Source organism: Enterococcus sp. FSL R5-0957, from assembly GCF_038008005.1.
Taxonomy (GTDB): Bacteria; Bacillota; Bacilli; order Lactobacillales; family Enterococcaceae; genus Enterococcus_B; species Enterococcus_B faecium.
This window is the reverse complement of sequence record NZ_JBBOYG010000001.1, coordinates 961,365-976,073: the sequence shown is the minus strand read 5'-3', so window position 1 is coordinate 976,073 and position 14,709 is coordinate 961,365. Positions and strand designations below refer to the sequence as shown.

Annotated in this window: 10 protein-coding genes and 4 pseudogenes; 7 read left to right on the top strand and 7 right to left on the bottom strand. The window is 37.1% G+C overall.

Annotated elements, in window-relative coordinates:
• Nucleotides 1-167 precede the first annotated feature (167 nt).
• The 3 genes from MKX69_RS04685 (at nucleotide 168) to MKX69_RS04675 (ending at nucleotide 3,835) form a co-directional block, all read left to right on the top strand.
• Nucleotides 168-1,127 carry an IS30-like element IS6770 family transposase gene (locus MKX69_RS04685; RefSeq protein WP_002293280.1) on the top strand — a complete coding sequence of 320 codons (960 nt, stop codon included), beginning with the start codon at nucleotides 168-170 and terminating at the stop codon, nucleotides 1,125-1,127.
• Between the two features lie 188 nt (nucleotides 1,128-1,315).
• Nucleotides 1,316-1,912 carry a TVP38/TMEM64 family protein gene (locus MKX69_RS04680; protein ID WP_002287776.1) on the top strand — a complete coding sequence of 199 codons (597 nt, stop codon included), beginning with the start codon at nucleotides 1,316-1,318 and terminating at the stop codon, nucleotides 1,910-1,912.
• 123 nt (nucleotides 1,913-2,035) lie between these two features.
• A complete protein-coding gene (locus MKX69_RS04675; RefSeq protein WP_002293929.1) occupies nucleotides 2,036-3,835 on the top strand; it encodes a glycerophosphoryl diester phosphodiesterase membrane domain-containing protein in 1,800 nt (599 codons plus the stop codon).
• A 277-nt stretch (nucleotides 3,836-4,112) separates the two neighbouring features.
• Here the strand turns inward: MKX69_RS04675 and MKX69_RS04670 are convergent, their stop codons facing one another.
• Nucleotides 4,113-4,325 carry a hypothetical protein gene (locus MKX69_RS04670; protein WP_341009030.1) on the bottom strand — a complete coding sequence of 71 codons (213 nt, stop codon included), beginning with the start codon at nucleotides 4,323-4,325 and terminating at the stop codon, nucleotides 4,113-4,115.
• Between the two features lie 460 nt (nucleotides 4,326-4,785).
• Here MKX69_RS04670 and MKX69_RS04665 point away from each other — a divergent pair, with 460 nt between their 5' ends.
• Nucleotides 4,786-4,935 carry a hypothetical protein gene (locus MKX69_RS04665; protein ID WP_002293931.1) on the top strand — a complete coding sequence of 50 codons (150 nt, stop codon included), beginning with the start codon at nucleotides 4,786-4,788 and terminating at the stop codon, nucleotides 4,933-4,935.
• Between the two features lie 268 nt (nucleotides 4,936-5,203).
• Here the strand turns inward: MKX69_RS04665 and MKX69_RS04660 are convergent.
• Nucleotides 5,204-6,108: pseudogene (locus MKX69_RS04660) on the bottom strand (IS30 family transposase).
• Between the two features lie 192 nt (nucleotides 6,109-6,300).
• Here MKX69_RS04660 and MKX69_RS04655 point away from each other — a divergent pair.
• Both MKX69_RS04655 and MKX69_RS04650 read left to right on the top strand, forming a co-directional pair.
• A pseudogene (locus tag MKX69_RS04655) lies at nucleotides 6,301-7,203 on the top strand (IS30 family transposase).
• Between the two features lie 75 nt (nucleotides 7,204-7,278).
• Nucleotides 7,279-7,625, top strand: a pseudogene (locus MKX69_RS04650) (YxeA family protein).
• A 298-nt stretch (nucleotides 7,626-7,923) separates the two neighbouring features.
• Here MKX69_RS04650 and MKX69_RS04645 read toward each other — a convergent pair.
• Together MKX69_RS04645 and gdhA are read right to left on the bottom strand one after the other, a co-directional pair.
• Nucleotides 7,924-9,268 (bottom strand): annotated as a pseudogene (locus MKX69_RS04645) (glucose-6-phosphate isomerase).
• Between the two features lie 111 nt (nucleotides 9,269-9,379).
• Nucleotides 9,380-10,729: an NADP-specific glutamate dehydrogenase gene (gene gdhA, locus MKX69_RS04640; protein WP_341009028.1), complete on the bottom strand. Its 1,350-nt coding sequence runs from the start codon at nucleotides 10,727-10,729 to the stop codon at nucleotides 9,380-9,382.
• Nucleotides 10,730-10,845: 116 nt separating this feature from the next.
• Here gdhA and MKX69_RS04635 point away from each other — a divergent pair, with 116 nt between their 5' ends.
• Nucleotides 10,846-12,099: a BaiN/RdsA family NAD(P)/FAD-dependent oxidoreductase gene (locus MKX69_RS04635; RefSeq protein WP_341009027.1), complete on the top strand. Its 1,254-nt coding sequence runs from the start codon at nucleotides 10,846-10,848 to the stop codon at nucleotides 12,097-12,099.
• Between the two features lie 70 nt (nucleotides 12,100-12,169).
• On the opposite strand, the gene ybaK is transcribed toward MKX69_RS04635, so the two are convergent.
• Genes ybaK through MKX69_RS04620 form a run of 3 tightly spaced genes read right to left on the bottom strand, consistent with a single transcriptional unit; the run spans nucleotide 12,170 to nucleotide 14,630 of the window.
• Nucleotides 12,170-12,655, bottom strand: coding sequence for a Cys-tRNA(Pro) deacylase (ybaK, locus tag MKX69_RS04630; RefSeq protein ID WP_341009024.1), 486 nt, complete (start codon nucleotides 12,653-12,655; stop codon nucleotides 12,170-12,172).
• 22 nt (nucleotides 12,656-12,677) lie between these two features.
• Entirely contained in the window at nucleotides 12,678-13,436 is a 759-nt protein-coding gene (gene aroD, locus MKX69_RS04625; RefSeq protein ID WP_341009022.1) for a type I 3-dehydroquinate dehydratase, read from the bottom strand.
• Between the two features lie 15 nt (nucleotides 13,437-13,451).
• A complete protein-coding gene (locus MKX69_RS04620; protein ID WP_002319070.1) occupies nucleotides 13,452-14,630 on the bottom strand; it encodes a class I SAM-dependent rRNA methyltransferase in 1,179 nt (392 codons plus the stop codon).
• Nucleotides 14,631-14,709 lie beyond the last annotated feature (79 nt).

The following is a 14,709-nucleotide window of genomic DNA, read 5'->3' as shown; positions in this document are numbered from 1 at the left end:
CAGCCTGTCCAATGCTTAGTTTATTCAGTCGATATGCTTTTTAAGCATAGTTGCTAACGCTTTTTTTATTTCGCGAATTGTAAAATTAAGTTAGAAAAATAAAAAGGCATTTATGGTACACTCAAATTGTATTTCCGACGAAAGAAAACAAAGGAGTGTAACCATAAATGACCTACAAACATCTTACCATAGACGAACTGACAATGATAGAATCATATTATCTTCAACATAATAAGCCGGTTGAAATCGCTAACCGAATGGGACGTGCTATACAAACTATTTATAATGTAGTCAATAAGTTCAAGCAAGGTAAGACTGCTCTTGATTATTGGCACCAGTATAAAGAAAATAAGAAAAAATGTGGTAGAAAAGTCATTCAATTACCTGCTCATGAAGTAGATTACATTAAAGAGAAAGTCACTCTTGGTTGGACGCCTGACGTCATTATCGGGCGAAAAGAAAGACCTGTTTCATGCGGTATGAGAACACTTTATCGTTTATTTTCTAAAGGAATATTTGATATTGACACACTACCGATGAAAGGTAAAAGAAAACCCAATGGCCATCAGGAAAAACGGGGAAAACAACAGTATCAGCGCTCAATCCATGATCGACCTGATAATTATCCTGATTTCAATTCTGAGTTTGGTCACCTTGAAGGTGATACGATCGTTGGCATTCATCATAAAAGTGCCGTCATTACTTTAGTTGAAAGATTATCTAAAGTCATTATCACGATTAAACCCAACGGCCGTAAGGCATTAGATATTGAAACTGCCCTTAATCAATGGTTTTCTCGCTTCCCTAAAAACTTCTTTAAATCTATTACGTTTGACTGTGGAAAAGAATTTTCTAACTGGAAAGCCATTAGTAACCAACATGATATTGATATATATTTTGCGGACCCTGGAACACCTTCTCAACGCCCATTAAACGAGAATTCTAACGGGATTCTGCGTCGTAATGGACTGCCGAAATCAATGGATTTTAGAGAAGTGAATCAGACATTTATTTCCAGTGTCAGCAATCAACGTAATCATATTCCAAGAAAATCATTGAATTACAGAACACCAATCGAAATATTTTTGAGCTATGTACAAGAAGCATTTTATTCTAGCTTAATTTGACAAATCATATTTTAAAAAAAACAAGTTATTAAATAAGTCTTTAGTTGGATGTTTTTTTGAGATCAATCTTTTATACTTATGATGAACTTACAAAATTGTTTGTTTTCTGTCATATCAAAAAATGGCGCAGTTAGTTGCTTTTCTAGTAAAGTATAGTTAACAAAGAACCTCTAAGGAGTTGATGAATAATGAATATTGCTGCCTCTCGAAAACTGATAAATTTCATATCCATTATCGGATTAGGCCTATCAATCGCGCTGACGATTTATTTTATTAATTTAGGTGTTTTCAAAGATTTGAATGCGTTAAGAGGATTAGTAGGTGATTCCATCATTTTAGGACCGATTATTTTTGTCTTCATCCAAATCCTGCAAGTAGTTATTCCAATCATTCCTGGAGGGATCAGTACTGCAGCTGGTGTCCTGATATTTGGCCCTTATGCTGGATTTATCTATAACTATATTGGAATCTGCATTGGTTCGATTATCATTTTTCTGCTAGGGCGTCGTTATGGAAAGCCATTCATACTTTCCATGATTAGCGATAAGACATATAACAAATATATTGGCTGGCTGGATAATCAAAACCGCTTTGAGAAGCTGTTTGCTCTAGCTATTTTTCTTCCAGTTGCTCCTGACGATGCGTTATGTTTGATGGCTGGATTGACAAACATGTCAGTGAAACGATATACACTAATCATTTTGATTGCTAAACCACTGTCGATTTTCTTATATAGTATGGCCTTGATTTATGGAGGCCAATATCTAAGTGGTCTTCTTGGATAATATTTATTTTGCAAAATTAGTCATTGATTGACAATGTTAAATCTGGGAAAGGGGCTGCAAAACACACTGCACCCTTTCCTTTTTCATTAGATTTGCGCTACAATGTGAAGAGCAGGTGATAGGATGAATTATTTAAAACGTAGCTTAGGTAATGCTTGGGACTTTTTAAAAGGAACACAAGCTTATTTCCGTGATGTCTTGCTGATGCATGGCTTTATTTTATTTATTTGTTTACCCTTATTGAGCAGTACGACCCGTTTTATTTTACACCGAGGGGCAATTGACTATTTGTCTTATGACAATATTCCTTCAATTTTTTCTCAACATCCTGGAGTTCTACTCTCGTTAATCGTAGTTTTGATGATGATTTTACTGTTAGTTTATTTCGAATTTACTTTTCTTTTGATGAGTGTCTTTTTTATTAAAAAGAAAGAACCAATCTCTTTGAAGCAACTCTTACACTTGACGATACTTCAGCTGAAGAAAGTGAGACCCATTACTTTTTTGTTTTTCCTTGCTTATTTTTTATTGATTCTACCGATCAGCGGATTAAGTTTTAATTCTGATCTACTGTCAAAAATAAAAATCCCCGCTTTCATTATGGATTTTATTTTTGCTAACCGTTGGATCATCGTCAGTTCCTTTTTACTCGTTTATATTTTCCTTGGCTATATTGGGATTCGACTGATTTTTGCTTTACCGGAAATGATTCTACGAGATCGTCCTTTTCGAGCAGCCATTCGGGAAAGCTGGTCATTGACCAAATCGCGTCTTTTGGCCATCACGGGCCAATTTATTGTGATTGGCGGTACGATTTTACTCCTTTCTTCTTTAGGATATATCGTTGTTATTTTGGCACAAAGTATGGTTGAACAATTTTTCCCAGACTATGCATTGATCAGCGCTGTGTTTGCTATGACGCTTTTACAAGGGATTTTATTATTCAATATCGTGATGTCTACCGTAGGGATTTTTTATATCATTGTTGATTTCATGGATGACGAAGGCTTCTTGCCTGAGATCCCTAAGTGGTTTATCCCACAAGCCCCCAACTTGCGTTTCTCTGCGCTGAAAAACACTGGTTTGACTCTTTTTGCAGTTTTTTTCGGTATTGGCGTCTGTCTTTACAATATGGATTATCTGACTTCAGCTGTTCAGACAAAACCAGTGACTGTCTCTCACAGAGGTGTGAGTACCCAAAATGGGGCGCAAAATACTTTAGAAGCACTTGAAAAAACAAGCAGAGACTATCATCCTGATTATGTAGAGATGGATGTTCAGGAAACAAAAGATGGTCATTTCGTAGTGATGCATGATGCAAATCTTCGTCACTTAACAGGGGTAAATGGAACACCACAGGATCTTACATTGAAAGAATTGACAAATCTTACAGTTACTGAAAACGGAGTGCAAGCCCCTGTTTGTTCTTTTGATTCTTATTTGGAAAAAGCACATAAGCTAAACCAAAAATTACTTATTGAGATCAAGACCTCTAAAAAAGATTCGGATGACCTTGTCGAACGATTTGTCCATAAATACCGCAAAGTTATCTTAGAGAACCATCATATTTTGCAAAGTTTGACGTACCAAACCGTTTCAGATTTAAAAGAAGCAGAACCAAACTTTTATGTGGGCTACATCTTACCTTTCAATATTGTTGGGCCCCCTGTGACACCTGCTGATTTTCTGACAATGGAATATAGTACGATCAACCGTAACTTCATTAATTCTGCCCACCAAGACGGAAAAGAAGTATATGTATGGACAATCAACGATTCAGATGCCATGAGTCGCATGATGTTTTATGGTGTGGATGGTATCATAACCGATGAGATGGGACTACTAAATGAAAGTGTGAAACAAACAGATGAAGAAATCACTTATTCAGATAAACTGCTAAATTTTGTTTTGGGAGTCGGCTAATCAAAAATCGTTAATGAAAAAAGTCTTTATACAACAAAAAACGCATATACCTGCGGTGGCAGGTTATGCGTTTTTTGTTTGACGCTCATAATGTGTGCTTAACTTTCTCTTGATTCCTTCATCGCACGAACAATAGCTAAAATAGCAGGAATTGCAGAGATCACTGCAAGAATAATTCCCATTTTCCCTGAACTTTTTCTTTTTGGCATATCTTCTCGCTCCCTTCTGTCTTTATTTATATTATAAGGGAGTTCTTGCGAATTCTCAAAAATACTGTTTAAAAAACCAATTCAGCAGGTGCGCTAATATCACAGAATTTTACGAGCATGCGATACTTGCTTTCATTGATAAGTTGATAGTCTCGTTGGTCATAACTTTCAACATACACGACAGCCGTGTTGATATATGTACGTTCAATACAGCCGATTAGTTCATGAGATACTCCGATCGGTTTGCATATATAAGATCTTCCTACTTCTGCTTTTACCATTTCATTCCCTCTTTTCTTTATTTTTATTTTGTTTTTCTTTATTTTATAATAATAAATTACCTTATATTTGAAAACGTTTTTATTCATTTTTTTATTTTTTATTTTGAGTATCTTTCTGCTTTTTAGATAACTATTTTTTAACACGATCTTAGACGTTGTGACAAAAACGTTTGTTTATATTCCTATGTTGTTCGTGCGTTTTTTTCTTTATATTGCTAAGTTATTTATAAAGAGGTGAGCATATGATTTATATTCAAGCAATAGTATTTGTAACCTTGATGATTGGGCTACTTATCGGATTAAAAGAAAATAGCTAAACCATTTAAGAAAAAATAAATAAGGAAAATGATAAATGCTTTTTAATTGCATCAAAAAACGTACGATGCTAAACTTGGTATAAGTTCGAAAGTTTAAAGGAAACTTTCAAGAACTAAATTACATTACAAAGGAGATGGATTTTATGACGTTTACAAAAACGAATATGCAATACCGCGTAGCTTTTGATACAACTTCTAACCGTTTTATGGCGATTGATGCACAAAACGAAAATAACGTTGCGTTTGGTATTACAATCGAACAAGCAGTCCGAGCATTAAACGAATCTAGATAAGGAGTGAACCATTCCAAATGGCGACTGATGAGATCTCGGAAAATCAATAAAAGACGTTTGTAACGGTAATCCGCGACAAACGTCTTTTTGTATTCATTACATATATTTGGAAATTGTATCTCTTTATCTCTAGATCTAAACAAAAACACAAGTTCTAATATCAACCATCTCGTTTTTTATGACAATTTTGTTAGCTGTTTCGATGATAATATTCCGTTATTATCTGTATAATATTTAATATTCTTAATTGTCAAATTAAGTTGAATAATCAATACCCGTAACTCAAAAATACTTCCAAAAGGTGTTCAGTGATTTTCTAGGAATATTATTTCGTTTCGATGCGACAGATTGAATAAAAGATTCATCTACTGTGAAATCCATAGATTTCAATAAACCATCTCTACGTAACAATCCGTTAATTCTCGTTTAGGCCTCTTTGAGACGGCGTTCCTGGATCAGCGAAATAAATGGCAATATCATTGGCATTACTGATCTGTTTCAATTTGAAAATTCCTTTCCACAATCAAAAGTGATGGATTTGAATAGATTTTTCGTGCAATTCAAACCAATGATTTAATTTGTTTTCAATATCAATCGCTTGTCTACCACACGGTTTCAATGTGATGATAACTTTTGATAATCGCTCAACTAAGGTAATTACAGCACTTTATGTTTCAAACCTACGATAGTGTCACCTTCAAGGTGACCAAACTCATTGAGTGGCTATAATCTTTTTCACGTTCATGAATGAGCATTGAGCTTGTTTTCCACGATCTTTCTTGATGTCCATTTAGTTTGTTGCCTTTCATCGGTAAGTCAGAAGGATTAAATAGCCCCTTTTTGAACATACGATAAATGGTACGAGCAGAACAACGAATAGGAAACGCTGCACGACCAACAAAATCACATCAGGTGTCCATCCTTGAGCAACCTTTCTTTGAATATATTCTGATTGTTCCTCAGGTAAAACAAGCGGGCGTCTACCACAGTTTGATTTGTTTTCTTATACTGTTGATAGTACTCTAAGGCTGATTTTGCTTGAAGAACGAGTATACTTTATGGATCGTTTGTCTTGAACGATTCAAGCAATGCGGATTTTCGCAACAGATTGATTTATTTGAAATAAGACTCTATCATTACAAGTTCATCCGTTGTAAGATGGGTATAGGTCATTTGTACTCCTCCTTATAATTCTTTGGACGGAACTATTTTGAGTGTAGCACAAATGACTTTTTTAGTTGTCTAGCTTAATTTTACAATCGGCGTATAATAAGCGCGAATTGTAAAATTAAGTTAGAAAATAAAAAGAGCATTTATGATACACTCGGTGTATTCCGACGAAGAAAGCAAGAAGTGTAACCATAAATGACCTACGAGCATCTTACCATAATGAAACGACAATTGATAGAATGCATATTATCTTCAACATAATAAGCCAGTTGAAATCGCTAACCGAATGGGACGTGCTGTAACAACTGTTGCGTGTGATCAATAAGTTCAACCAAGGCGGAGCTGCTCTTGTTATTGGCACCGAGTATAAAGAGAAAGTAAGAAAATGGTAGAAAAGTCATTCAATTACCTGCTCGCAAGTAGATACATTAAAGAAAGTCACTCTTGGTTGGACGCCTGACGTCATTATCGGGCGAAAAAAGAGCCTGTTTCATGCGGTATGAGAACACTTTATCGTTTATTTTCTAAAGGAATATTTGATATTGACACACTACCGATGAAAGGTAAAAAAACAATGGCCATCAGGAAAAACGGGGAAAACAGCAGTATCAGCGCTCAATCCATGATCGCGACCTGATATCTGATTTCAATTCTTGGTTTGGTCATGAAAGGTGATACGATCGTTGGCATTCATCATAAAAGTGCCGTCGTACTTTAGTTGAAGAGTTATCTAAAGTCATTATCACGATTAAATAGCGGCCGTAGGCATTGAATATTGAAACTGCCTTAATCGGTTTTTCTCGCTTCCTAAAAATAACGTCTATTACGTTTGACGTGGAAAATTTCTGAAGCCGATAGTAACCAGCATGATATTGATATATATTTTGCGGACGTTTACCTTCTCAACGCCCATTAAACGATTCTAACGAAGTTAAGATCGTAATGGACTGCCGAAATCAATGGATTTGAAATTAGATCAGACATTTATTTCCAGTGTCAGCAATCAACGTAATCATATTCAGAAAATCGTGGATACAGAACGCAAATCGAAATATTTTAGGCTATGTACAAGAAGCATTTTATTCTAGCTTAATTTGACAAATCATAAAAAATAAAAAGGAGATCTTTCATGAAAAAATTTTAGGGTTGATCGTTATCATATTGATTGCTTTTATGGATGGAAGGTTGGACTACTATCAGTCTACTTATGTAGGTAAAGATTATTATGCGGTAGTCAAAGCTCCAATGCCTGCAGAAACTGATATCAAAGCAGATAATGGGAAGTAATTGGAAGAGGTTTTAAATACAACGTAAATTATGAAAACGGTGAAAAGTGATTCGATGTCATTACTTCTGGTGACTCTGCCAATGGTTCTGCTTGCCCCGAAGGAACGATCTTACGGATTGAAAGCGAAGCGAAAGCGGATCATAGAAAAAAGTAATTGCAGCAGTAGGTACCCTCATCTGTAAAAGAAAAATTGTTTATCTTAGTAAGAATATATCGTAAAAGCACTCAGTGAGTGCTTTTTTTGTTGATTTTAGAAAACAAAAAATAGAATGGGTCTTCAAGTCAATATATTCCAGTCCTTATTAGAAGATATCAAAGATTTTTAGGTCATAAAGATATTTCTACTACACAAGTCTATGCCCATATTTCTCCCGAAGTGAAAAAAAGATCAATGAATCAACTAAACTATATAGAAGAGCAAATAAAGCATAAAATTGAGTGCTTTTTTTAAAGTTCGCTATCACTAATTTTATTTAGAAGCGAACATGTTTCTAATACTGATTTTTTAAATTTAGCGAAAAATCCTTATCTTACGAGCGTTCGTTCAATTCTTTAGCAAGATCTTCAAAGCCTGGTTTTGCCTAGAATGCGAACATGTTTCTTGTAAGCTTCTACACCTGGTTGGTCGAATGGGTTGATTCCATTCAAGTAACCTGAAATACCTACAGCAATTTCAAAGAAGTACATTGTATAACCCAATGTATAAGCATCCATTTCTGGAATTTTGACTAGCAAGTTAGGCACGTCACCGTCTGTATGAGCAAGCAATGTTCCTTCAAATGCTTTTGTATTTACGAAGTCCACTTCTTTTCCTTGCAAGTAGCCTAGACCGTCTAAATCTTCTGCTTGTTCAGGAATTGTGATTGATTTACGAGATTTTTCAACCTTCACAACTGTTTCAAAAATATTGCGACGTCCTTCTTGGATGAATTGTCCTAAAGAGTGCAAATCAGTTGAGAAGTTTGCGCTTGAAGGATAGATGCCTTTTTGGTCTTTTCCTTCAGATTCACCATACAATTGTTTCCACCATTCTGAGAAGTATTGCATTCCTGGTTCATAGTTGATCAACAACTCAGTTACTTTGCCTTTACGGTAAAGAATGTTGCGCATTGCTGCGTATTGGTAAGCTTCGTTTTCTTCTAGTTTGTCGCTTGAGTATGCTTTGCTTGCATCAGCGGCACCTTGCATCAATGCATCGATATCTGCACCACTAACAGCGATTGGTAACAAACCAACAGCAGTTAATACAGAGAAACGTCCGCCGATGTCATCAGGAATCACGAAAGTTTCCCAACCTTCTGCATCTGCTTCTACTTTAACTGCACCTTTTGCTTTATCTGTTGTAGCGTAGATACGTTTGTTTGCTTCTTCTTGTCCATATTTCTTAACAAGAAGCTCTTTGAATACACGGAACGCAATCGCTGGTTCAGTAGTTGTTCCAGATTTTGAAATAACGTTTACTGAAAAGTCGCGATCACCGATTACTTCGATCAAGTCAGCAATATATGTTGAGCTGATTGAATTTCCGGCAAAGAAGATTTGTGGTGCTTTTCTTGTGTTGCTATCTAATAAATTGAAGAATGTGTGATTCAAGAAGTCGATCGCTGCACGAGCGCCTAAATAAGAACCACCGATACCGATAACAACTAATACTTCAGAATCAGATTGGATTTTTTTAGCTGCTTCTTTGATACGTGCAAATTCTTCTTTGTCATAGTTCGTTGGTAAATCGATCCAGCCGCGGAAGTCGCTTCCTGCGCCAGTACCTTCCCGTAATTCGTTGTGGGCTGCTGTTACTTGGCTTTGCATGTACCCTAACTCTTGTTCGTTGACAAACGGTGCTACTTTTGAATAGTCAAAATGAATGTGTGCCATTTGTTCTCCTCCTTATAGGTTTACTCTACAGGTAATACTTTACGTTTTTTTTTATTATTTTTCAAGCAAATAAACAAAATGCTGACAATATTTCCAAGAAAGTTTCATTTTTCAAACTAAACCTTCTGCTGCCATTGCTTTGGCAACTTTTTCAAATCCAACAACATTTGCTCCAAGAAGCAGATTTTTTTCGTCGCCGTACTCGGCTGCTGTTTGGCGACACGTATGGTAAATCGTTTCCATGATTTGATCCAGCTGCTCATCCACTTGCTCTCTTTCCCAAGTCAATCGCTGGGCGTTCTGACTCATTTCTAAAGCAGATACTGCCACTCCTCCAGCATTAGCAGCTTTTCCTGGACAATGCCACACGCCTGCTTCATGAAGAACAGAAACAGCTTTTACTGTACATGGCATATTAGCGCCTTCTGCTACGATTTTGATCCCATTTTCTACTAAGATTTCGGCCAAGCTTTCGTCTATTTCATTTTGAGTAGCACATGGCAAAGCGATATCCGCTTTTTCTTTCAATGTCCAAACAGATTCTCCAGCATGATAAATAGCAGAAGGACGTTGGTTTGCGTATTCCGTCAAACGTTGTCTATTGATTTCTTTGACTTCTTTCAATAGTTTCACATCTATTCCTTCTGGATCATAGATGTACCCGCTAGAATCTGAACATGTAACAACTTTCCCGCCTAGCTCTTGCACTTTTTCGATTGCATAAATGGCTACATTCCCGCTTCCGGAAACAAAAACTGTTTTTTGATTAAATGAATCTTTTTCTTCGTTCAATAGATGTTTGACATAATACACTAATCCATAACCAGTAGCTTCCGTACGTATCTTACTTCCCCAAAAATCCAAAGGTTTACCTGTCAACACACCAGTATCATATTTTTTCAATCGTTTATATTCGCCGAACAAATAGCCGATTTCTCTAGCTCCTACACCGATATCTCCCGCAGGAACATCAATCGATGGGCCGATATGTTTTGACAATTCCAGCATGAAACTTTGACAAAAACGCATGATCTCATTATCAGATTTTCCTTTAGGATCGAAGTCACTTCCGCCTTTTCCTCCACCGATTGGCAGACCGGTTAAACTATTCTTGAAAATCTGTTCGAAAGCCAAAAATTTCAAGATACTTAGATTGACACTAGGATGGAAGCGCAATCCACCTTTATAAGGGCCGATAGCTGAGTTGTATTGGATACGGTACCCTCTATTTACTCGCCAGTTTCCTTCATCATCTTGCCAAGGCACTCGAAATTGAATAACTCTTTCTGGTTCCGTTAAAAGTTCTAAGATATTCTTTTCGATATATTCGGGATGAGTGTCCAAAAAGGACATAACCGTGGGCATGAATTCATCGATTGCTTGTAAAAATTCTTCTTGCCCTTGATCCTTTTGATGTAGCTTTTCTTGAATTGCTTGAACATATTCTGTTGCGTTTGTCATCGTTCCACGCTCCTTTGCTTATCTTCCCTCATTTTAGCTCATTTTCTCTTTTGGCTCAAAACATTTTTTTCTGTTTTCTTTCTTCAGATATGCTACACTTTCCTTGAGGTGAGGGAATGGAAAAACTGTATGATGTGATCGTAGTCGGCGCTGGAACAAGCGGGATGATGGCAGCGATCATTGCAGCTGAACAAGGCGCACGCGTACTCTTGATCGAAAAAAACAAAAAAGCAGGAAAAAAACTACTGATGACAGGTGGTGGTCGGTGCAATGTTACGAACAATCGTCCTGTTGATGATTTGATTGCACATATTCCTGGAAATGGAAAGTTTTTATATAGTACGTTTGCGCAATGGAATAATTTCGATATCATGAACTTCTTTGAATCACAAGGCGTACATTTAAAAGAAGAGGATCATGGACGGATGTTTCCTGTAACAAATAAATCAAAAACGATTATCGAAGCATTGCTCAATCGTCTGAAAGAACTAGATGTGACGCTTCTATTCTCTACTCGAGTAGAGAAATTGATCCACAAAGAACATAAAATTTACGGTATACGCACGGAATTCGAAGAGTTCCATGCTCCTGCCGTTATCTTAACAACTGGTGGACGGACTTATCCATCTACTGGTTCTACTGGAGATGGGTACAAGATCGTGAAGCGAGTGGGTCACACGGTGACGCCTCTTTATGCGACAGAGTCCCCCTTGATATCGGATGAACCGTATATTCAGGAGAAAACACTTCAAGGGCTTTCTTTACAAGACATCACTTTACGCGTTTTAAATAAAAAAGGTCGTGTATTGACTGAACATACGATGGATTTACTTTTCACCCATTTCGGTATTTCTGGTCCGGCTGCACTGCGTTGTTCAAGTTTTGTCAATAAAGAATTAGAGAAAACGGGAGAACCAGTGACACTTTCTCTGGATTGTTTCCCTACACAAACCAAACAAGAGCTTATTCATTTATTGACAGAAAAAAGTAAAACCACCAAAAAGAACTTGGTAAATGCCTGGCACGGTTTATTACCTGAGCGATTGTTAGTTTTCTTTCTTGAGCGGCTTGAAATGGATCATCTGACAGGACAACAAGCCTCTCAAAAACAAATTCAAGATTTCGTTCAATTATGCAAAGAGTTTAAGCTATCAATCAACAAGACTTTTCCTATTGAGAAATCATTTGTAACTGGTGGAGGGGTTTCTCTAAAGGAAATTCATCCTAAAACGTTGGAGAGTAAAATCATTGATGGTCTGTATTTTGCGGGAGAATTACTGGATGTCAATGGTTATACTGGCGGCTTTAATATCACAGCGGCTTTCGCTACAGGGCATGTAGCAGGAATGAATGCTGGGCAAAGAGCATAATGTATAAAAAAGAAAGAAGAAGACTGGGCAAACAACATCCCGGCCTCCTTCTTTCTTTTATACGTATGATTTATTGTTTTATATCTGCAAATTGTCCGCTCGTTAATGCACAGATATCTTGAGGTGCTAACTCCATCTGTAGCCCTCTTCTGCCAGCCGAGACAATGATTTGTTCATAGCTTTCTGCAATTTGATCTAAATAAGTAGGAAATAGTTTTTTCATACCTATAGGCGAGCAGCCACCACGTATGTATCCGGTCGTTGCTTCCAAATCTTTTAAATGGAGCATTTCTACTTTTTTATTCCCTGAAACTTTTGCTAATTTTTTTAGATTCAATTCGGCTTCTCCCGGTATCACAGCAACAAGAGGCCCCGTCACATTGCCCCCAGCAACCAGTGTTTTAAATATACGAGATTGGCTTTCTGGAAGCTGTTCAGCGACCGATGACGCACTTAGGTGGTTTTCGTCCCACTCATATTCGTGCTCTGTATAGGGAATCTTTTTTTGTTCGACCATACGGATTGCATTCGTTTTTACTATTTTTTTCTTTGCCAAAAAATATCACCTCAAACTTGTTCTAAAACGGTTCATTTAATAATTGAATAATTTGCTTCAATGCTTTGACCGGTAATTGTCCTGGAGCAGAAGTAGAATCGCTGCTTAAGGAACCAAATGTCATAACGGAACCCGTCGTTCCGCCAGCCAGACGAGAAATTTTACCAAGATTTCCCATGGACATCGTAATAATAGGCATGGAGACAAAAGCATTTGCCCGTCTAGTCAACTCCATCAACCGCAAAACATCTCGTTCATTATTGGGAGTTACTGCCAGTTTTCCGATATCGGCTCCAAAATGTTCCATAACATTCAATCGGTAAAGCAAGACAGGGTCTGCTGGTGTTTCTTTAAAATCATGACTACTGATAATTAAAGGAATGTTTAAAGACTTGATTTCCTCTATCAGTCTTTTTCCTAGACTTTCTACTTTGAACAACTCGATATCGACCATATCTACTAATCCTGTGTGTATCACATGTTCATAAAGGTCGCGATACTGACGGATCGATATGTCTTGTTCTCCGCCTTCAGCTAAGGTACGAAACGTAAATAATAACGGCAGTCCATCAAGCATCTCATGGATAAGAACCAATGTTTCTGCTACTTCATCAAAAGAAAAAACTTCACGATAATGATCGACTCGCCATTCGACTAAATCGGCCCCTGCTTCACGTGCAAGAACTGCTTCACGTAATACTTCCTCTCGGACGGCCCCGATAAGAGGCGCACAAATCTTTGGTCTACCGCTTCCTATATTCAATCCCTTTACCCGAACCATTCTGCATCGCTCCTTCTAATGGTTATTTTTAATTTGATAAACAAACACTTTCAGATAATTGCCTTCTAAAAAGGTATCCGTCGTCTGGAAATCTTTTGGCAGACGATATAAAGCAAGTTGTTCAAAAGAAACATTTTTGGCATGGAATTCCTCTTCAATCATTGTTTGGAATTGTTCTATCGAGACATTCGCAGCATTTGTAGACGCAATAAGTATCCCGTCTTCTGCTAAAATATCCAGACTATCCTTGACCAGTTCCCCATAATCTTTTGCTACGCGAAAGACTTTTTTCTTATTTCTGGCAAAACTTGGTGGATCCAATACAATCATGTCATATAAAAATTGTTTTCTTTTGGCGTATTTGAAATACTCGAATACGTCCATAACAATGATTTTTTGCTGATCGACATCCAAACCATTCACTTCAAACTGTTCCTGTGTTTTTTTTAAACTGCGTTTTGCTAGATCGACACTTGTTGTTTCGATTGCCCCTCCCATTGCGGCAGCAACAGAAAAGGCGCCGGTATAACTAAACATGTTCAAAACTGTTTTCCCAGAAGCGAAACCTTCTGCTAATGATCCCCGTACTTCTTTTTGGTCTAAAAAGATCCCAGTCATTAATCCTTCATTTAAATAAACGGCAAATTTTACTCCGTTTTCTTTTACGATCAAGGGTTCCGGTGCCTCTTTTCCGTAAATGAACTGGCTCTCAGGCAGATTTACTGATTCAAATCGAATTTTCTCATAGCCTCCTATGATTTCCGGGTAGATTTCACGAAAAGCTTGAATCAATAATTCACGATGTGCATATAACGTTTCGTTATACCAAGAAAAAACAGCATAACCTGCATAATAATCAACAATCAGACCGCCGATCCCGTCTCCTTCTCCATTGAATATACGAAAAGCGGTAGTAGAATCATCTGAAAAAAAGAAAGTTCTTTTTTCTTTTGACTTCACAAAAAATTCTTCAAAAAAAGATTGATCAAATGGGATGTTCTGCTGGCTCAATACCCAACCGATTCCCTTATTCTGCTTTCCTAGATATCCTTTTGCGATAAATTGGTTTTGCGAATCAACTAATTCCACCCATTGCGTAGTTTCTTTTTGGGGATGAGCAAGGTCTTCTTTTTGGATCAGTGGATATCCTTTTTTCAATCGATTGCTTGCTCTTTTTTTTACTTGTACTTTCATTCCTTCACCTGCTTTAGCTTTCTCTTCCCAAGTATAACAAAAAACATAGGACTTGTCTTACTGCTCATTTTTTCATGAA

Coding starts and splice junctions, on each gene's coding strand:
- MKX69_RS04685 (WP_002293280.1), top strand. CDS start 168: ATGACCTACAAACATCTTACCATAGACGAACTGACAATGATAGAATCA.
- MKX69_RS04680 (WP_002287776.1), top strand. CDS start 1,316: ATGAATATTGCTGCCTCTCGAAAACTGATAAATTTCATATCCATTATC.
- MKX69_RS04675 (WP_002293929.1), top strand. CDS start 2,036: ATGAATTATTTAAAACGTAGCTTAGGTAATGCTTGGGACTTTTTAAAA.
- MKX69_RS04670 (WP_341009030.1), bottom strand. CDS start 4,325: ATGGTAAAAGCAGAAGTAGGAAGATCTTATATATGCAAACCGATCGGA.
- MKX69_RS04665 (WP_002293931.1), top strand. CDS start 4,786: ATGACGTTTACAAAAACGAATATGCAATACCGCGTAGCTTTTGATACA.
- gdhA (WP_341009028.1), bottom strand. CDS start 10,729: ATGACAAACGCAACAGAATATGTTCAAGCAATTCAAGAAAAGCTACAT.
- MKX69_RS04635 (WP_341009027.1), top strand. CDS start 10,846: ATGGAAAAACTGTATGATGTGATCGTAGTCGGCGCTGGAACAAGCGGG.
- aroD (WP_341009022.1), bottom strand. CDS start 13,436: ATGGTTCGGGTAAAGGGATTGAATATAGGAAGCGGTAGACCAAAGATT.
- MKX69_RS04620 (WP_002319070.1), bottom strand. CDS start 14,630: ATGAAAGTACAAGTAAAAAAAAGAGCAAGCAATCGATTGAAAAAAGGA.